Source organism: Lentzea kentuckyensis, from assembly GCF_002150765.1.
In the GTDB taxonomy this organism is placed as follows: Bacteria; Actinomycetota; Actinomycetes; order Mycobacteriales; family Pseudonocardiaceae; genus Lentzea; species Lentzea kentuckyensis.
The window spans coordinates 37,465-57,310 of record NZ_MUYM01000081.1; the positions used below are offsets into that span (position 1 = coordinate 37,465).

The 19,846-nt window shown below is 66.8% G+C and carries 22 protein-coding genes; 11 read left to right on the top strand and 11 right to left on the bottom strand.

Features of this window, described 5'->3' with window-relative positions; genetic code table 11:
* Positions 1–10: 10 nt before the first annotated feature.
* Entirely contained in the window at positions 11–1,246 is a 1,236-nt protein-coding gene (locus tag B0F77_RS33755; RefSeq protein ID WP_143467021.1) for an acyl-CoA dehydrogenase family protein, read from the bottom strand.
* Between the two features lie 8 nt (positions 1,247–1,254).
* Positions 1,255–2,007, bottom strand: a complete 753-nt coding sequence (locus B0F77_RS50610; protein ID WP_030466868.1) for a hypothetical protein — start codon at positions 2,005–2,007, stop codon at positions 1,255–1,257.
* A 241-nt stretch (positions 2,008–2,248) separates the two neighbouring features.
* Between B0F77_RS50610 and B0F77_RS33765 the strand changes: the two genes are divergently transcribed.
* Both B0F77_RS33765 and B0F77_RS33770 read left to right on the top strand, forming a co-directional pair.
* Complete coding sequence (locus B0F77_RS33765) at positions 2,249–3,616, top strand: helix-turn-helix domain-containing protein (protein ID WP_086667081.1); 1,368 nt, start codon at positions 2,249–2,251, stop codon at positions 3,614–3,616.
* A gap of 57 nt (positions 3,617–3,673) precedes the next feature.
* The gene (locus B0F77_RS33770; protein WP_086667082.1) at positions 3,674–4,315 is read left to right on the top strand and encodes an HAD family hydrolase; all 642 of its coding nucleotides are present in this window, start codon (positions 3,674–3,676) and stop codon (positions 4,313–4,315) included.
* A 5-nt stretch (positions 4,316–4,320) separates the two neighbouring features.
* Here B0F77_RS33770 and B0F77_RS33775 read toward each other — a convergent pair whose 3' ends face one another.
* On the bottom strand, positions 4,321–5,601 hold the full coding sequence (locus B0F77_RS33775) for a helix-turn-helix domain-containing protein (protein WP_086667083.1): 1,281 nt from the start codon (positions 5,599–5,601) through the stop codon (positions 4,321–4,323).
* A 260-nt stretch (positions 5,602–5,861) separates the two neighbouring features.
* Between B0F77_RS33775 and B0F77_RS33780 the strand changes: the two genes are divergently transcribed.
* From B0F77_RS33780 to ligD, 8 genes are all read left to right on the top strand, one after another.
* Entirely contained in the window at positions 5,862–6,167 is a 306-nt protein-coding gene (locus tag B0F77_RS33780; protein ID WP_086667084.1) for an HC3 family zinc finger protein, read from the top strand.
* A 220-nt stretch (positions 6,168–6,387) separates the two neighbouring features.
* Positions 6,388–6,741 (top strand): hypothetical protein, encoded by a 354-nt coding sequence (locus tag B0F77_RS47315; RefSeq protein WP_143467022.1) that lies wholly within the window; start codon positions 6,388–6,390, stop codon positions 6,739–6,741.
* Positions 6,738–7,418 carry a helix-turn-helix domain-containing protein gene (locus B0F77_RS33790; RefSeq protein WP_086667086.1) on the top strand — a complete coding sequence of 227 codons (681 nt, stop codon included), beginning with the start codon at positions 6,738–6,740 and terminating at the stop codon, positions 7,416–7,418. Before B0F77_RS47315 ends, B0F77_RS33790 begins: the two co-directional genes overlap by 4 nt.
* An 87-nt stretch (positions 7,419–7,505) precedes the next feature.
* On the top strand, positions 7,506–8,033 hold the full coding sequence (locus B0F77_RS47320; protein ID WP_143467023.1) for a hypothetical protein: 528 nt from the start codon (positions 7,506–7,508) through the stop codon (positions 8,031–8,033).
* 37 nt (positions 8,034–8,070) lie between these two features.
* Positions 8,071–9,039, top strand: coding sequence for a tyrosine-type recombinase/integrase (locus B0F77_RS33800; protein WP_342746865.1), 969 nt, complete (start codon positions 8,071–8,073; stop codon positions 9,037–9,039).
* A gap of 66 nt (positions 9,040–9,105) precedes the next feature.
* Positions 9,106–9,435, top strand: coding sequence for a hypothetical protein (locus B0F77_RS33805; protein ID WP_086667089.1), 330 nt, complete (start codon positions 9,106–9,108; stop codon positions 9,433–9,435).
* Positions 9,428–9,736: a hypothetical protein gene (locus tag B0F77_RS33810; RefSeq protein WP_086667090.1), complete on the top strand. Its 309-nt coding sequence runs from the start codon at positions 9,428–9,430 to the stop codon at positions 9,734–9,736. Before B0F77_RS33805 ends, B0F77_RS33810 begins: the two co-directional genes overlap by 8 nt.
* Before the next feature lie 94 nt (positions 9,737–9,830).
* Positions 9,831–11,822 (top strand): DNA ligase D, encoded by a 1,992-nt coding sequence (gene ligD / locus B0F77_RS33815; protein ID WP_086667091.1) that lies wholly within the window; start codon positions 9,831–9,833, stop codon positions 11,820–11,822.
* A gap of 59 nt (positions 11,823–11,881) precedes the next feature.
* On the opposite strand, the gene B0F77_RS33820 is transcribed toward ligD, so the two are convergent.
* The 7 genes from B0F77_RS33820 to B0F77_RS33850 all read right to left on the bottom strand — a co-directional run bounded on the left by B0F77_RS33820 (position 11,882) and on the right by B0F77_RS33850 (position 17,570).
* Entirely contained in the window at positions 11,882–12,499 is a 618-nt protein-coding gene (locus tag B0F77_RS33820) for a methyltransferase family protein (protein ID WP_086667092.1), read from the bottom strand.
* Positions 12,500–12,624: 125 nt separating this feature from the next.
* A complete protein-coding gene (locus B0F77_RS33825; RefSeq protein WP_086667093.1) occupies positions 12,625–13,281 on the bottom strand; it encodes a DUF305 domain-containing protein in 657 nt (218 codons plus the stop codon).
* A 61-nt stretch (positions 13,282–13,342) separates the two neighbouring features.
* Complete coding sequence (locus B0F77_RS33830) at positions 13,343–13,918, bottom strand: vitamin K epoxide reductase family protein (protein WP_211294181.1); 576 nt, start codon at positions 13,916–13,918, stop codon at positions 13,343–13,345.
* Between the two features lie 20 nt (positions 13,919–13,938).
* A complete protein-coding gene (locus B0F77_RS33835; RefSeq protein WP_086667095.1) occupies positions 13,939–14,625 on the bottom strand; it encodes a DsbA family protein in 687 nt (228 codons plus the stop codon).
* Between the two features lie 82 nt (positions 14,626–14,707).
* The gene (locus tag B0F77_RS33840; RefSeq protein ID WP_143467024.1) at positions 14,708–15,115 is read right to left on the bottom strand and encodes a hypothetical protein; all 408 of its coding nucleotides are present in this window, start codon (positions 15,113–15,115) and stop codon (positions 14,708–14,710) included.
* 13 nt (positions 15,116–15,128) lie between these two features.
* Positions 15,129–17,162 (bottom strand): heavy metal translocating P-type ATPase, encoded by a 2,034-nt coding sequence (locus tag B0F77_RS33845; RefSeq protein ID WP_086667097.1) that lies wholly within the window; start codon positions 17,160–17,162, stop codon positions 15,129–15,131.
* Positions 17,163–17,165: 3 nt separating this feature from the next.
* Positions 17,166–17,570, bottom strand: a complete 405-nt coding sequence (locus tag B0F77_RS33850; protein WP_086667098.1) for an ArsR/SmtB family transcription factor — start codon at positions 17,568–17,570, stop codon at positions 17,166–17,168.
* A 221-nt stretch (positions 17,571–17,791) separates the two neighbouring features.
* On the opposite strand from B0F77_RS33850, the gene B0F77_RS33855 reads away from it, so the two are divergent.
* Positions 17,792–18,574 carry a sulfite exporter TauE/SafE family protein gene (locus tag B0F77_RS33855; protein ID WP_245848984.1) on the top strand — a complete coding sequence of 261 codons (783 nt, stop codon included), beginning with the start codon at positions 17,792–17,794 and terminating at the stop codon, positions 18,572–18,574.
* Between the two features lie 70 nt (positions 18,575–18,644).
* Here the strand turns inward: B0F77_RS33855 and B0F77_RS33860 are convergent, their stop codons facing one another.
* A complete protein-coding gene (locus tag B0F77_RS33860) occupies positions 18,645–19,844 on the bottom strand; it encodes a trans-sulfuration enzyme family protein (RefSeq protein ID WP_086667100.1) in 1,200 nt (399 codons plus the stop codon).
* Between the last annotated feature and the right edge of the window lie 2 nt (positions 19,845–19,846).

Sequence of the window (19,846 nt, forward strand, 5' to 3'; positions counted from 1 at the left end):
ACCACCCCGGTTAGCCGGTCAGCGCGACCGAGTTCAGTTGGTCCCGTGGCGCCGGAACAGCGGTGATGCCACCAGCGGTGTCCTTAGTGGCCGTGTGTTGCTTGCCCGCTGTCCGGTAGAGGCTGTCGTGGATGCCGTCGGCGAACAGCAGTCCACTCAGGTCCCGGCGGGTTTTGGCGGTCTGGCAGTCGGCGCGGAACCCGGACGCGCCAAGCAACAGCGCGAGTTCCGCGGTGGCGGAGTTGGCGGTGTCGATGCCATGAGCTTTCGTCGCCGCACCCCACAGTTCCGCGTCAGCGTGTCCGCCTTCAGCCAGCTGGGACGCCATGACGGCGCCCAATAGCGCGGTCGCGAGCTGGACGTGCGTGCGGCCGAGAGTGATCAGCGCTGAGTCACGCAGTCGGTGCACGTCGCCGATGGTTTTCCGCTCGGAAAGCCGGGCGGTCACTGTGTCGAAGACTGCGGCCGCGCCTCCGAGCGCGGTGGCGGTGACCAGCGGTCGATACTCGGCGAAGTGCTCGCGGAGCAGCCCCATCCCTTGCCCGTGCAGAACCTCCTCTGGCTGCACCTTCACCGCGTCGAGGTCCAGGACGCCCCACGTCCAGCCGGCCAGCCCGGTCGGCGGAATCGGCTGACGGACCATGCCCGGTTCGCTCGCGTCGACTGCGGCGGCGACGAGCTGGCCATCCGGGGCTCGGAAGAACAGCACGAACACCGCGGCTTCGGTCAGGCGGCTGATCCAGGTCTTCCGGCCAGTTACCGTCCACGTTCCGTCCGATCCGGCGACGGCGCAGGTCCTGGTTTCCGCCGGACGGGATCCGCCATGGGGCTCGGTGACCGCGATCCCGGCCAGGTCGCCCGCCAGCAGCCGCGGGATCCACCGGCGCTTGGTCTGCGGACTGCCGTGGCGGGCGATGAGCCTGCCGTGGCCGAGTCCAGTGGTGTCACGCAGGTCGATATCGCAGTAGCCGCACATGAACTGCGTCAGCACCCGAAACACGTCCGGTTCCCCGGTCGTGTCGACGTGGCGGGCGAGGTCCTGCCGAATCATCCGCAGACGGCCGCTCCTCTCCGTGCCCGCAGGGAGGTCCGGTCCCACCGGATAGCGCCTCAGGGCTCGGTCCAACCTCTCCGCGACACTCGTGAGCCGGGTCCAGTCGATCCTGCCGCCGGGGTCGAGGACAGGCTGCAGCGGCTGCAGCCAGGTCTTGATCGCCTCGGTCGCTGCGGGTGCACCGTCAGGCATGGCCGGTTTCACCGGACCTCTCCCTGCACGCGGGCCGGACGGCCATAGGCCAGCACTCCCGGTGGGACATCGCGAGTGACCAAGGAGCCGGCCCCGACCAGTGCGCACTCACCGATCACCACACCTGCCAGCACGACGCAGCCGCTGCCGACCTTGGCCCCGGTGTCAAACCTCGGTGCAGCGAGTGTGGGCTCACGGTCCGGATCACGCCAGGTCAGCGTCCTGTCGTTGATCGTGCGGACGCCGGCGCCCAGGAACACCCGATCAGCTAGCACGGTCGAACTGGTGATGTGCGAGCCAGGTGAGCAGCGCACGTCGCGGCCGATGCGGGTCTCGCGTTCCACGGTGAGGTGGTGACCGAGTTGCGTCTCCGTGCCGACCTGCACCGCTGTGCGGAGCAGCGTGTGGTGCCCGACCAGTGTGTTCACGCCGATTCCGACCTCGGCATAGACAACCGCGCCCGAGCGAACAGTCCCTCCTGCGCCGATCACTGTGCCGCCACCGACACCAGGACGGATCTTCCCGACGGCGTAGCCGAGTTCGGGCTTTCCGATGACGGTGTGCTCCTCAACGCGAGCCTGCTCGCCGATGGTCGTGCCGCCGTGAACCACGGCGAACGGCTCGATCACCGCACCAGAGCGGATCACGACCGGACGCGGCGTGCCCAGCTCATCAACCGGAATGAACATCGCGTATCGGCTGATCACGACGTTGCTGTCCGCGTGCAACAGGCCTGCGCGGTCGAGCTCACAAACAGTCATCTCCCGACCAACGGCAGAGAAGTTCGGCTCCGACGTTATTGGGGTGCTCATCGTCGTCCCTCCTCCTGCGGCAGGACGGTGGGCTGCCGCGGCAGCACCCAGAACACGACCTACGCCACCTCTCTGACCAGCGAAGTTGCTGGACCCGGTGCGCCGTTTGCAGGGTGTGCAAATCAGCTGGCACGCACCGTGATCGTTTGGATACGCTGAAACACCCTGCTCTGAGTGAGGAGTGCAGGCGATGGATCCGACTCGCGCGATCTGGGACTCCCAGGAGGTCCGAGTCGCTGTCGATTCCGGTGATCTCGGCGCGATAGTGCGTGCCGTCCGTCGCGCCACCCCGCTCACGCTGGCCGATCTCGCGGAGAAGTGCGGCTACTCCATTTCCACGCTGTCGCGGATGGAGCGTGGCAAGCAGCCACTGCGTGACGTTCAGGTCCTGCGGTGCCTCGCCAAGGCGCTGCAGATCCCGCCGCACCTGCTCGGTCTCACCGACACACGATCACGGTCCGTGCACGCGCCGCGTCCCGTCGCTAGGGTCAACGTCATCCTGGCGCCGGACGAGGAGACCGATCCCATGCGTCGTCGCACGCTGCTCGCGGGACTGACCAGTCTGGCCGGCACCGCGGTACTCGGTGCCGGAACTCCGTCCTGGGCCAAGAACGACCCGGTGGACGCGCTTGAGCGCGCGCTGCTCGCTCCACCCTCAACGGGCGCCATCCCTGTGGAGGTCGCCGAACTGCGGAGACAGGTAGCCGAGGTGCGCTCGGTGTTCCAGCTCGGCCACTACACCGAATCCGCCTCCAGGCTGCCCGCCGTCTTGTCGACCGCGATGGCCACCCGCGCGGAAGCAGAGAATCCCGCCGACGCGAACAGTCTGATGGCCGACCTGTACACGCTCGCATCCGAGCTCATGGTCAAACTCAACCGCACGCAGTCCGCACTGATCACAGCAGACCGCGCGGTGCAAACGGCCCACGACACGGACGACATCCTCACCCAAGCCGCCGCACATCGCGCGTGGGCGATCGTGCTACGTCGTACCGGGCACGCCGACGCCGCACAGAGCCTGATCTCCGACTCCATCGAGAGCTTGCAGCCTGATCTGCACCGCGGCCCAGAGCACCTGTCGGTGTACGGATCTCTGCTGTCCACCGCTGCCTACACCGCAGCCGTCGACGGTGACCGCGACACCGCCCTCGCCCTGACAGCAGAAGCAGTCGAGGCGGCCGCCAGGCTCGGCTCAGACGGCAATCACCGGTTCACCGCCTTCGGCCCCACCGGCGTTGGCTTGTACCGGATCAGCGTCGCCCGAGCCCTCGGCGACTACGGCGCCGCGATCGAAGCCGCAAGGCGGATCAACCCGGCCGCTATCCCGGTGGCCGAACGACGTGCTCGCTACTGGTCCGACATCGCCCACGCCTTCCACGAGTGGAACAAACCCGAGCATTCCCTCCGCGCGCTGCTGGCTGCCGAACAGGCCTCCCCTGACGAAGTCCGATACCGCAAGCCGATCCAGCAGATCACCATCAGCCTGCTGCGACATCCGACAGCGCGCGCTCTGCCAGGCTTGGAGGCCTTCGCTGCCCGTACAGGCGCGGTCGCGTAGACGCCCAACTGGGCGGAGCGCTCGCTCAGCTCATCCCGATGGCGTATGAGTAATTGCATGGTCACTGCTGTCGTCTTCGACGTCGGAGAAACGCTGTTGGACGATTCGCGCGAGTGGGGTGCGTGGGCCGACTGGATCGGCGTACCGCGACACACGTTCTCGACAGTTCTTGGCGCGGTAACAGTCTCTGGAAGAGACAACGCGGAGACCTTCCAGTACTTCCGGCCAGGCTTCGACGTCGCGCACGAACGGCAGTTGCGCGAAGACGCCGGGCTGGGCGAACAGATCGACGAGCAGGACCTCTACCCCGATGTCCGGTCAAGCCTCGCCGCGCTGCGCGGCCTTGGACTCAAGGTTGGGGTTGCCGGCAACCAGACCACCCGTGCAGGCGAGCTGCTGCGGGCTCTTGCCCTGCCGGCAGACTTCGTCTCGACGTCCGGGGAATGGGGCGTTGCCAAGCCATCGAACGCCTTCTTCGATCGCGTTGTCGAAGCTGCTGCTGCGCCCGCGGAGCAGATCGTGTACGTGGGAGATCATCGGGACAACGACGTCGTGGCCGCGAAGGCGGTGGGACTGCGCACGGCGCTGATCCGCCGCGGTCCTTGGGGATACCTCTGGGCCAACGATCCGTTGGTGGAACGGGATGCCGATTGGGTCATCGACTCACTCGACGAGCTTCCTGCGCTGCTCGCTGACTAGACCCGTCAGATCGCCCGTGCTCCAGCCCAAGCTGCGAGCCCAACCACCCTGCTGTTTCCAGGACGGTGCTGGAGCAGCGAAGCGAGCGTGCTCTTGACCTGAGGATGTTCTCGCGTGTGTTGAGGAGCTGCGTCGCGCGCCATCTCGATGCAGACATAGGCCTCTTCATGGTGGCCCAGCTCGTGCTGCGCGTTACTCAGCTCGATGTAGTAGTGCGAACGGCGCTCCGCGGGCAACTCCCCCGACGGATGCCATGTCGCTGCCCGCTCGATGCCAGCCGGGTCGCGCAGCTCGGTGGCCACCGCGAGTTCGTGGATGCGAATCGACTGCGGGCCAAAGGCAGTGCCGCGGTAGACGCCTTCAGGAACCCTCTTGGCCGCCTCGTTGGCCTCACTCAGATGGTCTCGGGCCGCGCGAGGATCGCCGATCCGCCCGGCCACCACTGCGGCTCGCATGTGAAGGGATCCATAGGCGGCAGCAACGTGTTCATCGTCCAGATTGGACAAAGACGACTCACTGGCGGCCTTGACGAGTGCTCGACCAGCAGTGCTCAGATCACCGCTGGCGAAGAACGTCTCGGTGCGGACGTACTCGGCGGCTGCCACGAGCAGCGGGTCATTCGCCTGAGCCGCGGACTGCCGCATGAGATCGATGAGGCGGGCTGAGAGATCAAGGTATCCGAACTTGAACGCTATCCCGTCCGCAGCGCGAAGTGCGAGAGCACGAAGCAACGCGACCTGTTGCTGCTGCAGGCCTTCCATAGCGAGCTGCCCTGCACGCGCCAGCTCTGCGAGGAGGTCCGGCAGGGCGTCGGCAAGAGCGCCGTACCTGGCTTCAAGACGGTGCTCGTTGACGCGAGCCACGTCTGCGCTGATCTCAACGAGCGTACGAGTGGGCCCATCATCAGGAAGATCGAATGCATCGAGTGCCCGCCGCACAAGCGGGATGACTCCGTGCACCCGGTCAAGGCTGTGTCCGATCTGGATGGACCCACGAGGATCACGTCGAGGCTGGCCTGATCGACTTCCGATCGACCGCATCTCGACACACTCGTCCGCCACTGTGAGCAACGACTTCTGCGGATGGAGAAGCTCCAGCAACTCACGGAGACTTGTGAGTTCGAGCGCTCGCACGAGCCGTCGCTGCGTTGGCGGTTCAGGAGTCGCCTCGCCACGTTCCCATCGCCCGACAGTTCCGGTGGTGACGCCAAGGTGCAGAGCAAGCCGCTCCTGTGAGAAACCCACAACCTTGCGGCGCTTCGCGAACGCCTCCCTCGGCGTGGCCATCGATCCCCCTGATGTGAATGCGCATAGTTCACCACGAGCCTAGCTTGGAAGGTGCACAAAACAGCGGATCAGTCCAAAGATGTCCAGCTTCACCCAATCGGGGCATCCGCACGTTTGTGCAGGTAGAGGCGCCAGATGATAGATCCCTGCTAGATCGCCGGCAGATTCGTGGGCTGGATTCTCAGCGGCGCGGCAATTTGAGTGGATCACTACCGACATCGCGCGCAGATCGCGCATACGTCCGCGGGAAGTGATCGGGCATGACTCGCAGCTACAAATGGCAACCGCATGACGGGGCGCGCCACGCGCTACCGAGTTCACTCGCCGAAGGCGACCCGGGAAGCACGTTGTGCGGCACCGAGGTCACCACCAAGTCCGACAAGTGGCCAGAATCCGAACGTTGCTGGCCGATGTGCAGGGCGTGTGACCTCGCCTGGCGCGAGGAGGAGCAGATCCTGCCATGGCCTCGCGAGGGCATGCAGCCCGTGACTGAATCCGCGCAGATCAAGGAAGTGATCACTCCCCTCACGAGCCGCTCCTACGAGGACGCCCTCCGTGGAGCGTGATCGCGAACCAGCCGACATCGGATACGTCCCGTGCGGTGTCGAGCAGATCGCTCAAGATGAGGCTCGACTTCGGCAAGACCCAGACAGCAGACTCGGAGCCTCCTGGGGCCTGCGCGCACTCGGTCACCACCTGCAGTCGGAACCCGAACTGGTCGAACGCACGCTCCAGTCTGTCGTCACCCACGCGGACCCGCGGATTGCTGTCTCCGCAGCGAGCATCTTGGCAAGGGTCCTGCTCGACGGCGTCCCACAGGATCAACTCGTCTCGCCCATCGCGTTCCCGATCACGTTCGCCATCCCGGAGGACGTGGACGCCGACGATCGCGCAGCGTGGTACGAGAACGTCAAGGTCGCGTCCGCCTTCGTGTCCGCACACGCGGCACGGGATGCGGTTGCGATCCAGCGCGCTGCATCGCTCCTGGGCGGCGCTGGCGCGTTCGAAGTGCTGGTCGTTCTGGTCGACTCGGCGGCGCGGAAGCTGGAGCGCCATGCTGCTTGGTTCGGTGAGGCGTTGCGTTCCGCGGAGCTCCCGCACGAGGCTGCGCCAAGTCTCGAGGACACGGATAGATCGTGAAGTTGGTCGACAAGGTCTCCAAGGACCGCCGACTGTCCTGGAACCGCAAAGGCGGATTGGTGTTGACCGCGTTCCTCGAACGCGTAGGCCTTGAGCTCACGGCAGTGCGACTCCGCGAGCTGACCAGGCTCTCAAACGCGGATCTGGCCAACCAGTTACAGCGCTTCATCAAGGGCGGCGTGCTGACCCGCCGGACTGACCTCGAGGCGTTTCCGGCAGAGGACTACTTCCTGCTGCCACAGGAAATGCGCGTTCGCGCGCGGACCACACTGCAGTTGGCCGACGATGCCGAACTGAGGGAACTCACAGAGGAACGCGGCCTCGACATCGAAGCTGCCTTCGGCCGGTTCTCGACCCGGCAGCCTTACAAAGTGGCTCTCGGCAAGGCGCTGCGCGACGTGCGCAACGACCTCACTTGGAGCCTCACAGACGTGGCAACCGTTGCGCCGGTACAGGTATCGGTGGCAACCCTGTCCAACTACGAATGTGGCGTCACCCTTCCAACGCCGATCATGGTCGCCCAGCTGGCCCGCCTCTACGGGGTGAACGCGGTCGATCTGATCGTGCACGCCGCGTGCCACTCAAAGACCGACAAGAGGGTGCAACAGCTGAAGATCGCCGACCCGACGTTCCGCGCGGTACTCACGCACCTGTACGCCGCTCATGATCAGCAATAGTGGCGGCTCACTCAACGACTCCCCAGCGTTGCACGTCTTAAGCCAGTTCGCTGGGCATCCACACATACGCGCGGTTGCATAAAGCTCATGACCGCGACAACTGGCACACGGGACGGCAGGGAGCGCCGTAGATACCGACCAGGTCCTACGACCGCAGGGGCAATAATCGGCGCGGTCGTTCCGGACTCCCTCACGGCAGCGTGCCTGAAGACGGAGCCGCTCCCCTCGATCAACCTCAGCGAGCTGTCGCGGGACGGCACGATCCACTTCGGAATGGCCGCGATCGACGACCACGGCAGGTTCACCGACCGCCGGATCCTTCGGACGCTGAGCTGGGAGCCAGAAGGCCGGATCGACATCGCGCTACACGGCGACATCATCGTTGTTCGCTCAGTTCACTACGGAACTGACCTGGTCTCGCCCAGAGGTTTCATCAAGCTGCCGCTCCCGATCCGGAGGTGGCGTTCCCTGAACGCCGGCGACAGACTGCTGCTCGTTTCCATTCCCACGTCGGCAGTGCTCTTGGCGTACGACTGCGCGGCGTTGGGGAAAATTCTCAACGCGTACCACGCACCTGCTGTCGGACTCGATCATGCAGCGCCCAGATGCAGCTGATCTAGCTACAGCTCGCGCAGTGCTCGAGCGGCTAGGCGTGACCCCCGAGGATCTTCTCGACGCGCAGCAAGCTCCAGGCGAGCACGTGCCAACCTTCGCCGAGTTCGTGCCCGTTGTCGCGACCGCGGTGAGCGATGGGACCAGGCGCCTCTACGGAATCTATTGGGCTCGAGTGGTGACGCTCTGGGGAACTCGAACGCTCGATGAGCCTACAGCTACTGAAATCGCAGCGTTGGTCGAATCCACGAAGTCGCGGGCTGTGGTGCGGCGCAACAGTCGTGGCGGCCGGAGCGCTGGCGAGCACATGGTCGCCGCGCTGCGCTGTCTCTACAAGTTTGCGGCCGCCGATGACCACATCGCACTTGCACGCAACCCCGCGCTGCTCGTCGCAAAGCCTCGCAGGATCCCGTCGACACGCCGAGGCCTGCAGAACGTGCGGGTCGAGGAGGTCGCGGAAGTCGCGTCCACGACGGGGAACGACCCAGCGCTCGACGCGCTCCTCGTCCGCCTTCACCTGGAAACGGCCTGCCGCACTGGTGCTGCGCTCGCTCTTCGCCCCTGCGACATCGACGAAGAACAGTGCCTGATCCTTCTGCAGGAGAAGGGTGGGGTCTTCCGCTGGCAGCCAGCATCTCCGACCCTCATCGCGCACCTGATCGACCACGGCCTCGTGCGCGGCAGTGTGGATCCACGAGGTCCGCTGCTCCGCTACCGAGATGGCAGGCCCCTCACGAAGCGCCGCTACGACGGCCTGTGGGCACGCGTGCGCCGACAACACGAGTGGGCTGCACGCCAGCTGGTCAGCACACATTGGTTGCGCCACACGACGCTCACCTTCGTTGAACGCAGGTTCGGACTGGCCATCGCCCAGGCCTACGCAGGCCACTCGCCGGCAAACAACTCCGCGACCACAACGACGACCTACGTCCGCGCCAACGAGATCGAGGTCGCAACCGCGCTGTCCGCACTCACGGGCGAGCCGCACCCTCTCGCCATTGGAGCGTGAGGTGGAGGAGACGCCGCACGTGTCTAAGCGAACATATGTGCGAACGCAGTGATAGGTTCTCGCCTCATGGATCGGCAGCTTCTCGAACCGTCCCAAATGGATGGTCAGCTCACGTACAGGTTCGATACGACCGGCCGTCGGGTGGCGCTCCTGCCCGCGCGATGCAAACTCGGTCGGCACACCCTCGGCCACTCTCAGTTCCGAGCGGTCGTGCACGACGGCGAAGCCCACATCAGCTGCCTGGCCTGCGCCACCGACACCCCCGATCACTTCTGGCGGCTGACCGCCACGGCACCCGCACCCGACAGGGCGGAGCTGTCCGAGGAGCTTTACCTCGATCTCGTCCAGAGCCGATCGCGGGCTGCACTGTCCTCAAAGGGCGGCCGACATGATTAACAGCCCATTCACCATCTGGGAGGGCGACGACGTACACGGCCGCAGACCAGTGATCACCGGCGTCTCGGTCAGCCTGGACGACTTGTTCGCCCGCAAACCCGGCGCCAAGCGGCATGTCATACCCACTGGACTCGACTTGACCGGTGCGGTGAAAGGGCAGCTCCACGGCCGCTTTCCCGGCGTCGAAGGCGACTGGCTCGGCGTCGTCAACTACGCGATCAACTACGCCGACGGTCGGCGAGAGAAGCTGTACGTGCCCGACCAGCTTGTCTCCTTCGACGTGCTGCGGTTACGCGAGTAGACGGAGCTGACCTGCACCGACGCGCGAAGTTAGGCCGATCGGGTTACCTTCAGATTCCTGGTGAGAGGGCAACACACCAGGAACGGAGGTCACCATGGCCGCAGCGCACAGCTCCGTTCCCGCGTGGATCGACCCCATGCTCGCCAAGCCCGACGGCGGCCGTCTCCGCGAGGGCCCGCAGTGGGCCTATGAGTACAAGCTGGACGGCTACCGCGTGGCGATGCGGATCGCTGCGGACGGCACCACGGTGCTGACCAGCCGTAACGGTCTCGACCTCACCGCCGAGTTCGCTGAGCTGACCGGCGTGCTCACCGCGGCGCTGCGAGGGCGCGCCGCGGTCCTCGACGGTGAGGTCGTGGTCTACAACGAGGCAGGCCAGATCGACTTCGGCCTGCTGCAGCAACGACGAGGCCGCTTCCAAAGGCACCGCACCGCCCGGCGAACTGACCCGTTCGACGACGTCCCGGTCCGGTTCCTGGCGTTCGACCTCCTACAGCTCGACCACCAGCTTCTCCTCGACCGGCCGTACGAACAGCGACGGCAACAGCTCACCGAGCTCCCCATGCCTGATCCGTTCCGGATCACCGTGGTGCCGTCGTTCACCGCCGACGATCTGTCCGCCGAGCGCCTGACTCCGCAACGGCTCCTCGAGCGCGTGGCAGCAGAAGGTCACGAAGGCCTTGTCGCCAAGCGGCTCGATTCTCCTTATCTCCCAGGCAAGCGGCCCGACTTCTGGTGCAAGCACCCGCTCGTGCAGACACACGAGGTCATCGTGTGCGGCTGGAGGCCTGGCCAGAGCGGCTTCACCGGCACCGTCGGCGGACTCCTGCTCGGCGCGCACGACCCGGACACCGGCGACCTGGTCTACATCGGCGATGTGGGCACCGGCTTCACCAGGCAGGATCGCGATCAGCTGCGCGACCGGCTGCAACCGCTGGAGCGCCCCGGCCACCCGTTTGCAGTCGCGCCCCCGCGTGAGGATGTCGTGCGTGCTCGATGGGTGGACCCGGTGCTGGTCGGCGAGGTGCGGTTCCGGCAGTTCACCCGCGGCGACGACGGTCGACTGCGGCACACCGCGTGGCGTGGTTTGCGCGCGGACCGCGATCCGTCCGAGGTGATCGCACCGCAGCCAGGCCGCCCCAGCCCGCAGCGTGCCGCCGAGTCGCCCGAGATCGGCAGTCGCGTGACGGTCAACGCGGGTGGTCGCACACTTACCCTGTCGAACTTGGACAAGGCTCTGTATCCGGACGGCACGACCAAGAGCGAGATCATTGCCTACTACAGCAGGATCGCTCCGATCTTGCTGCCGCACTTGCGCGACAGACCGGTCACGTTCGTCAGGTTCCCCAACGGGGTACACGGGCAGAAGTTCTTCCAGAAGAACACCGACGCGAGCGCGCCGGGCTGGCTGCCGACCGTGTCGTTGCGCAGCGGCGGTTCCCGGCGGGGAGCCGACGCGAACGAGATCGTCCGGTATCCGCTGCTGCACGAACTCGCGGCCCTCGTGTGGGCCGCCAACCTCGCGGCGCTCGAACTCCACGTTCCTCAATGGACAGTTGCGGACGGCGCACGAGAACTGCCGAACAGACTCGTGTTCGATCTCGATCCCGGACCGGGCACCACGATCGTCGATTGCTGCCGGGTGGCCGAGTGGCTGTACGAAGTGCTCGTCGCCGACGGGCTTGCCCCGGTCGCCACGACTTCCGGCTCGAAGGGGATGCAGGTCTACGCAGGCATCGAGACGACCAACGCACAGGCCCCTTCGGCTTACGCAAAAGCCATCGCGGTGGCCTTCGAGCAGGAGACACCTCAACAGGTGACGGCCACAATGACGAAGGCGCGCCGTGAGGGCAAGGTGTTCATCGACTGGAGTCAGAACAACGCCGCCAAGACCACCATCGCGCCCTACTCGCTACGCGGTCGCGACGAGCCGACCGTGGCAACACCGGTCACGTGGGACGAGGTCCGCGACTGCCGCAAGCCGGAACAGTTGGTGTTCACCGCGGACGATGTGCTCGAACGAGCAGACGACATTGGCGATCTCTTCGAATCCGTCGACCAGCACCGCGTACCCCTCCCTGGTTGATGTCGATAAGTCGGGCTGGTGAACGCTGTGGCGATCCAGGTAACCCCGCACGCAACCGCTCAGCTGGCCGACGAGCGAAGTCGGCCGAGGCCGGGCAGAAACCGGCCGGCGCGCGAGGCGTAAGCCTTGTATGCCTCGCCGTGCGTGAGCAGCAGGTACGGTTCCTCCACCACACGGACCTGGACCTCAATCGCGAGTACGAGCGCAACCAGGGCTCCCAGAGCGATCACGTTGGGCGCCAACAAGGCCAGGCCGACGCCGGTCGTGATCATCGCGGTGAAGACAGGGTTGCGCACGTGCGCGAACAGGCCGTGCGTGACCAGCGTAGTTGCTTCCGCCTGATCCACACCGATTCGCCAGGACGTGCCCATCACCCGCTGAGCCGCCAACGTGGCCGCGACTCCGCCGGCCGACAGCACCGCGCCGATAGCGTGACCGCCTCCTCCATCGAGAGCATCGACCGGTGTGAGCACGCCGGCGAGCTGCAGCGCGGGGGCTGCCAGGCCCAGGACGAGCGCCGCCGCGAACAGCGCACCGCCCCACCATTCGAGCGAGCCCATCGGGCCGCGGACACCAAGGAAGCCTGTGGACCCTGTCGCGCGCCATTGCACCCAACTGCGCCAGCCGAACGCCAGCGCCAGGTAGACCACGGACATGCCCAATGCCAAGCCGGCCATCCGACACTCCTCACAGAATCTCGCCCGCGCTCTCCGCGAACTCGTGGACGTTGTCCTGGCGGTCGACACCGACTCCGTGGACGACCCGGTGACCACAAGGTGGCTATAGGAGCGGCGTGCTGATATCAGCCAGTGCCGAGCGGCTGCGCGTTGCGGGCGGTGAGCATCGCCTTAAGTGTCAGCACTTCAGCGTCCTGGCTGGTCGCGATGGAGTTGGCGAGATTTCGCACGACCGGAGTGGCCGCCTTCTCCGCCGCGTACCGAGACATCGCGCCGCCACCTTCGTGGTGCCGCGTCATCAGCTGCAGGAACAGCACGTCGAACTCCTTGCCGCTCAACCCGCGCAGGCGAGCGAGCTCCTGCGACGTAGCCATGCCCGGCATGCGGCCACCGTCCACACCGGACGCGGAATGGTGGTGATCACCGTTCATCCACGTCATCAGCTGGCCCGCGGGCGCCTGCTCGAGCTCGCCCCACATGTTGAGCCAGCCCTTCATCCGGCCGACCTGCTCGAGCTGTGTCGATCCGATGTCGAACGCGATCTGGCGCACGTCGGGGTCGTCGCTGCGGCTTGGAACGAGGTTGGCCATCTGCACGGCCTGCAGGTGGTGCCACGACATGTCCTGGTTGAACCCAATGTCGACCGCGGTCGGTGCGTTGTCGGGCGAGCTGGAACGGCCGATAGCGATCCCTCCAGCCGCACCGAGCAGCACCAGTGCGATGCCGACCGCTATCCCGATCACCCGCCGGGACCAGTTCGGGGCCGTCGCCTGCGCGTCCATCAATTGCCTCCAGAATGGGGGCGGCGTTGAACGGCACGCCCCAAGGTGATCAAGACTTGAGTCAGCCGATCAACGTCGACCAGTAGAACCAGAACGCCTGCAGCACCGCACCGGCGATGAGCAGGTACCACAGGATGAGCACCACGCTGTGGTAGTCGGCCAATGTCGCCGTTGCTCGTCGTGGTGACGGCAGATGCCCTTGCTCCAGGTTGTGCAGCGTCGTGTACCAGAAGATCGGGATCATCACGACCCACACGGCCATGCAGTACGGGCACAGCGCGCCGATCACGTACAGGCTTTGAAAGATCAGCCAGTGCACGAACACGACGCCGAACGTGACGCCGGCCTGCAGGCCGAGCCAGCACCAGCGCGGTAGTGCAGCTCCGGTTGCCAGCACCACGCCGATCGTGACGACCGCTGCGAACCCGGCGATGCCGAGCAGCGGGTTCGGGAACCCGAACACCTCGGCCTGCGAAGTCTTCATGATCGAGCCGCAGCTCAGCACCGGGTTGATGCTGCACGTCGGGACATAGTCGGCGTTTCTGAGCAGCGCGATCTTCTCGACGGTCAGCACGAAGGCCGTGACCAGGCCGATCCCGCCGCCCGCGATGAGCAGCCACGGGAGCAGCCTGGTCACGAACCGCACTTCGGTTGACGTCACTTGGCCAGTTCCCGGTCGATGGTGGCCTTGAGCGCGCTGTAGCTCGGCGGACCCTGGAACTTGGTGCCGTTGACGAAGAAGGTCGGCGTGCCCTGGACTCCCACGGTCACGCCGTCCTTGCGGTCCTTGAGCACGCGCTCCACAGTGGCCGGGTCGTTCACGTCGGCTTCAAACTTGGCCATGTCCAGGCCGAGGTCACGAGCGAATCCGAAGAACGTCTCGCGGTGGGAGACCTGTTGGTCGCCCCAGCTCGCCTGACTCTCGTACATGCGGTGGTACATCGCTTCGAGCTTGCCCTGCTTGCCCGCGGCCTCCACAACAGTGGCGGCCAGCTCGGCGTTGCGGTGGGCGGGAACCGGGAAGTAACGCATCACGAACGTCACGCGGTCGCCGTACTCGCCCCGCAGCTTCTCCACGCCGGGGTAAGCCGCACGGCACGCCTCACATTCGAGATCGAGGAACTCGACCACGGTCACCTTGGCGTTGGGCACGTCGTTGAGCTTGTGACTGTCGGGCCGGACAAGCGCGGCCGTCGCAGGCGCCGGGACGGGTCCGACGGCGTTAGTGGGCCCGGCCTGCTGCGGCGTCGAGGGCCCGGTGAGCTTGCTGATCAGGATGAAGCCTCCGACCACCACCACGACGACAGCGATGATGATCAACGAAAGCCTGGCGTTCTTGGTCATGACGACATACCTCTGCAACGGTGCGAAGAATGTGGACGATCACGTGCCGCCCCAGCCGGAGGCTGGAGCGGCACGTGATCGTCTACGTCCTCAGCACGCAGAGCTGTGTGAGGCGCACACCCGGACGTCGATCCGGACCCTGCCACGGCACTGGCACGGACACGGCGCTCGCCAGGAACAGCCTGGGACCGAGCAGTCCCGCGATCACGAGCAGGACGGCGAGCAGCACCGCCAGGCAGGCTTCGGACACTCCGCCGAGGTCTTCGAGCAGATCCGGTGCGGCCTCACCGGTGATCGGCACGTCCGCGAACACCTGCGTCCCCACGGTCGTGCACTGTGAGGACCAGGCGACGTCCCGCTCGCACGGCGTGCCCTGAAGCAACGCGATCCCGACGACCAGCGCGAGCACGGCGAAGACCCGCACGAGGCTCACTCGCGCGATCATCCGCATGCTGCCGGCGCCAGACACGCGCACCAGGCTAGCGGTCACGAACACGCTGCCTTCAGCATGCGTCGCAGCAGCCGGAGTCGCCCTGCTTCGGCGTGCTCGCCACCGTGAGGTTCAGCGCCTGCGGCGTGGTCGGAGCGACTGCGGTGACCTCGGGAAGCGGAGTGCTCTTGGCGGCACGGATGGCGTTGAGGATGACCAGCACCTCGGCGGACTCGTGCACGAGCACGACAGTGGCCAACCCCAGAACACCGAAGGCGGCCAACGGAATCAGCACGCCGATGATCGCGAGCGACAGGCCGACGTTCTGCAGCATCACCCGGCGGGCGTGGCGGGCGTGCGCCAGCACCTGGGGCAGGTGACGCAGGTCCTCCCCCATCAGCGCCACATCGGCTGTTTCGATCGCCACGTCGGTTCCCATGGCGCCCATGGCGATGCCGACGTCGGCGGTGGCCAGCGCGGGAGCGTCGTTGACGCCGTCGCCGACCATGGCGATCTTGCGGCCGTTGCGCAGCTGACCGACCAGCGTCGCCTTGTCCTCGGGCAGCAGTTCGGCGTGGACTGTGGTGATGCCCGCTTTGCCTGCCAGAGCCGTTGCGGTGGCGGTGTTGTCGCCGGTGAGCATCGCGGTGTCGATGTTCAGGTCGCGCAACCTGCTGATGACCTCAGCAGCTTCGTCACGCAGTTCGTCTCGGACCGCGACGGCGCCGAGCAGAGTCCCGTCCCGCTCGAGGAGCACCACGGTGGCGCCGGCCTGCTGAAGCCGGTTGACCTCACCGCGCAGCGATCCGGGATCAACCCAGCCGGGCTTGCCCAGCCGCACCGAGGAACCGTCCAAGGTTCCGGTCAGGCCGTGACCGGGCACCGCGGTGACGTCGTCGGCGGCCGGCACGGTGTCCGCAGCTTGCAGGATCGCGCGGGCCAGCGGGTGCTCGCTGCGTGCCTCGAGCGCGGCGGCGGTTACCAGCACCTGCTCTCGGGTGCTCTCGCCAGCGGGCAGGACGTCCACGACGCGGGGAGCGTTGCGGGTCAGCGTGCCGGTCTTGTCCAGGGCGACCGTGCCGATGCGGCCGAGTTCCTCCAGCGCGGCGCCGCCCTTGACCAGCGCACCTTGCCTGCTCGCCGCACCCACTGCGGCGACGACGGTCAGCGGAATGGAGATCGCCAGCGCGCACGGGGACGCGGCGACGAGCACAACGAGCGCGCGTTCGAGCCACACCATGGGGTCGCCCAGCAGCGCTCCGATCCCAGCGATGAGCACTGCCAGGATCATGATCGCCGGGACGAGCGGGCGGGCGATGCGGTCGGCGAGGCGCTGCCCGGTGCCCTTGCGGTCCTGGGCCTCCTCGACGATGTGCACGATCCGTGCCAGCGAGGAGTCTGAGGCGCGTGCGGCGACCTCGACCTCGATCGCGCCGCCGCCGTTGATCGCGCCCGCGTGCACCGTGTTGCCCGGTCCGGCCTCGACCGGCACCGACTCGCCGGTGATCGCCGACAGGTCGAGGTTGGTGTGGCCGGTGCGGATGATTCCGTCGGTCGCGGCGCGTTCACCGGGTCGCAGCACCATGCGGTCGCCGACCACGAGTTCGTCCGGCGCGACCTGGAGCTCGGTCCCGTCCCGCAGCACCGACGCGGTAGGCGGGACCAGGCCAAGCAGTGCTCGCAAGCCCCGGCGGGTGCGTGCGATGGCGTAGTGCTCCAGGCCTTCGGCGATGGAGAACAGCACGCCGAGCATGGCGGCCTCGGTGATCTGTCCTAACGCGACAGCGCCGATCGCGGCGATCGTCATCAGGGTGGCCACCCCGACCCGGCGACGCAGCAGGTTGCGCACCGCTCCCGGCACGAACGAGGCCGCGCCCACCACCGCCGAGGCCAGCGTCAGCCCGTTGCCCACCAGCTCCGCTCCCGTGGAACCAAGCCAGAACCCGGCCGCCAACAGCACCGCGGCGACAGCGGCCAGTTGCAGCTCGCGGACCTGCCACCAGCTTCCCGACCCCTGCTCGGGACCGTGGTCGTCGACCTGCGGGTCGTCTTGCGCCGTCGTTGTCCTTGAGCGCGGCTCCTGCGGCCCGCAGCATTCGTCAGCCACGACTCACCCCTCCAGTGTTCTGCTGTCGGCCATGCCCGCGGGCACGACCTCGTCCGTGTGCTCTGCCAGAACCGCGGCGACCAGCACCCGGCCGCGGCCGGTCAGCGCGTACATCACGAGCCGGCCGTCACGACGGGACGACACCAGTCCGGCGATCTTGAGCTGCCGGAGGTGGTGCGAAGTCAGGTTCTGCGCCGCGCCGACGACCCACGAGGCGTCACACACGCACAGCTCCCCGCCGGTCAGCAACGCCGCCGCGATCCGCAGCCGCGTGGGATCACCCAGCGCCCGCGCCGCTGCCGCGGCCGACTCCACCGAAGACAGCTCAGGCAGACCCGTCCGGATCTCCTCGGCGTGCGGCAAGTCCAGGCACAACAGGTCACAGGTGTCCCGGCGTTCCTCAGTCACATGCACATCCTAACGCTCATTGATACGTTGGAACAGACTTCGGCGGCCTCATATCAACGCCTGTTGCTATGTCCTCACCGAGAACCCGCAGGACGACCAGGCCGACGGCGACCGGGCGAGGCATCCCAACGTGCGGGATCGGCCTCGTGGTGCCTGGCTATCGTGATCGCGGCCCGGAGACGTTCGGGCACGGGGAAACCTGTCTTTCAAAGGACGAGTGCGTGGCCTGGCACCAGTACGCGTTCGGCTTCGCCGCGGGATTGTTGATCTCTCTGGTGACAGCGCCGGTCGGCGTCTCCGGTGCGGTGTTCCTCTTGCCGGTGCAACTCAGCGTGCTGGCCGTTCCCAGTCCGGCCGTCACGCCGACCAACCTGATGTTCAACATCGTGGCCGCGCCCGGCGCTCTGCTCCGTTACCGACGGCACGGTTCCCTGGGCGGTCCGCTGACGCGCCAGCTCATCGCCGGCACTCTGCCCGGCGTCGTCGTAGGCGCCTTGATCAGGGTCTTCGCGGTACCTGGCGCCCGCGAGTTCAGGCTCATCGTCGCCGCAGTCCTGCTACCTCTCGGCGTATGGCTGTGCTGGCGAACCGTACGGCCGCGGCATCACGGTCAACGCCGTCAACCGTCGCCCAAGCTCGTCATGACGCTCGGTCTGGTCGCTGGCGCGGTCGGTGGGATCTACGGGATCGGTGGCGGCTCGATCCTCGGCCCCGTCCTCGTGGGCTTGGGCCTGTCGGTCACAGTTGTCGCACCGGCAGCCCTTGCCTCGACGTTTCTGACCTCGATCGTCGGTGCGGCAACCTATGCCGTGCTGTCCTTCACCACCTCAGGGGACATCGCACCCGAATGGCTGCTCGGCCTCGCCTGCGGACTGGGTGGTCTGCTCGGCGGCTACCTCGGCGCCCATCTCCAACCGCGCCTGCCCGACGTCGTGCTGCGGCGCCTCCTCGGCGGACTCGCCATAAGCCTGGCACTCCTGTATCTCGTCCAGGCTTTCCGCTGACCACGTCGTGCGAGGCCAGCCGGGACATCGCCTGTTGCGGCAGGCATGAGCCCACCGCAACAGGCCGAGCTCACGCGGCGTTCAGCGCCTGGGCCAGATCGGCGATGAGGTCTTCGGCGTCTTCGAGGCCCACCGACAGGCGGACCAGGCTGTCCGCGATTCCGCGGCGAGCGCGCTCGGCCGGGTCGAGGCCGTGGTGGGTCGTGGTGATCGGTTGGGTGACGAGGCTTTCCGCGCCGCCGAGGCTGGCGGCGATGCTGAAGACGCGCAGCCGGTCCACGACCGCTGCGGTAGCGGCTGCGTCGCCGTCGACGAGGAAGCTGAGCATCCCACCGTGGCCGCGCATCTGTGTCTTGATGATGGCGGCCTGGTCACCGGTGGCCAGGCTGGGGTGGTTGACCCCGGTGACGCGCGGGTGATCGTTGAGGAACTCCGCGACGGCGGTGGCGGCGACGTTCTGCGCGCGGACGCGGACGACGAGGGTACGGATGCTGCGGGCGAGCAGCGACGCGATCTCCGGGGCGATGACCTGGCCGAGGTTCTTGCGCCAGGTGGCGATCGGTGTGAGCAGTTCGGCGGGTCCTGCGACGGCACCGGCGGTGAGGTCGCTGTGGCCGCCGAGGTACTTGGTGGCAGAGTGGATCACCAGGTCGGCGCCGTGGTGCAGCGGGTTCTGGTTGACCGGGGTCGCGAAGGTGTTGTCCACGACGACCAACGCGCCCACGGCGTGTGCATGCTGGGAGATCGTGACGATGTCGAAGACGTCGAGGGTGGGGTTGGTCGGGGTTTCGAAGAACACGATCCGGGTGCGGTCGGTCAGCACGGACGGGACCTGATCGACTTCGCCCGCGGTGAGGAACGTGGTGTCGATGCCGAGCTGGGGCAGGTTCTCGCCGAGGAGTTCGAACGTGCCGCCGTAGACGTCGCCCAGGCACACGATGTGCTCGCCGGTCTTGGTGTGGGACAGGAAGGTCGCGGCTTCCGCGGCCATGCCGGATCCGAACGCGAGTGCGGCTTGGGCGTCTTCGAGGTCGGCGAGTTTGTGTTCGAGGGAGCGGATGGTCGGGTTGAGGCCGTAGCGCGTGTAGAGGTTGCCCTCCGCGCGGCCCTCGACGACGTCGAGGAGGTCTGCTGTGGAGTCGAAGGCGAACGTGGAGTGCCCGTAGAGCGGTGTGTGGATGGCGCCTTGGGGATCACGGACGTCACCGGCGTGGACGCACCTCGTGGACAGGCCGGCGCGACGCTCGGGCGTGGGGTTCGCCTCGGTCATGG

Coding starts and splice junctions, on each gene's coding strand:
- B0F77_RS33825 (WP_086667093.1), bottom strand. CDS start 13,281: ATGGACGCGCAGGCGACGGCCCCGAACTGGTCCCGGCGGGTGATCGGG.
- B0F77_RS47320 (WP_143467023.1), top strand. CDS start 7,506: ATGACCGCGACAACTGGCACACGGGACGGCAGGGAGCGCCGTAGATAC.
- B0F77_RS33810 (WP_086667090.1), top strand. CDS start 9,428: ATGATTAACAGCCCATTCACCATCTGGGAGGGCGACGACGTACACGGC.
- B0F77_RS33780 (WP_086667084.1), top strand. CDS start 5,862: ATGACTCGCAGCTACAAATGGCAACCGCATGACGGGGCGCGCCACGCG.
- B0F77_RS33765 (WP_086667081.1), top strand. CDS start 2,249: ATGGATCCGACTCGCGCGATCTGGGACTCCCAGGAGGTCCGAGTCGCT.
- B0F77_RS33805 (WP_086667089.1), top strand. CDS start 9,106: ATGGATCGGCAGCTTCTCGAACCGTCCCAAATGGATGGTCAGCTCACG.
- B0F77_RS33820 (WP_086667092.1), bottom strand. CDS start 12,499: ATGGCCGGCTTGGCATTGGGCATGTCCGTGGTCTACCTGGCGCTGGCG.
- ligD (WP_086667091.1), top strand. CDS start 9,831: ATGGCCGCAGCGCACAGCTCCGTTCCCGCGTGGATCGACCCCATGCTC.
- B0F77_RS50610 (WP_030466868.1), bottom strand. CDS start 2,007: ATGACTGTTTGTGAGCTCGACCGCGCAGGCCTGTTGCACGCGGACAGC.
- B0F77_RS33860 (WP_086667100.1), bottom strand. CDS start 19,844: ATGACCGAGGCGAACCCCACGCCCGAGCGTCGCGCCGGCCTGTCCACG.
- B0F77_RS33770 (WP_086667082.1), top strand. CDS start 3,674: ATGGTCACTGCTGTCGTCTTCGACGTCGGAGAAACGCTGTTGGACGAT.
- B0F77_RS33775 (WP_086667083.1), bottom strand. CDS start 5,601: ATGGCCACGCCGAGGGAGGCGTTCGCGAAGCGCCGCAAGGTTGTGGGT.
- B0F77_RS33755 (WP_143467021.1), bottom strand. CDS start 1,246: ATGCCTGACGGTGCACCCGCAGCGACCGAGGCGATCAAGACCTGGCTG.
- B0F77_RS33835 (WP_086667095.1), bottom strand. CDS start 14,625: ATGACCAAGAACGCCAGGCTTTCGTTGATCATCATCGCTGTCGTCGTG.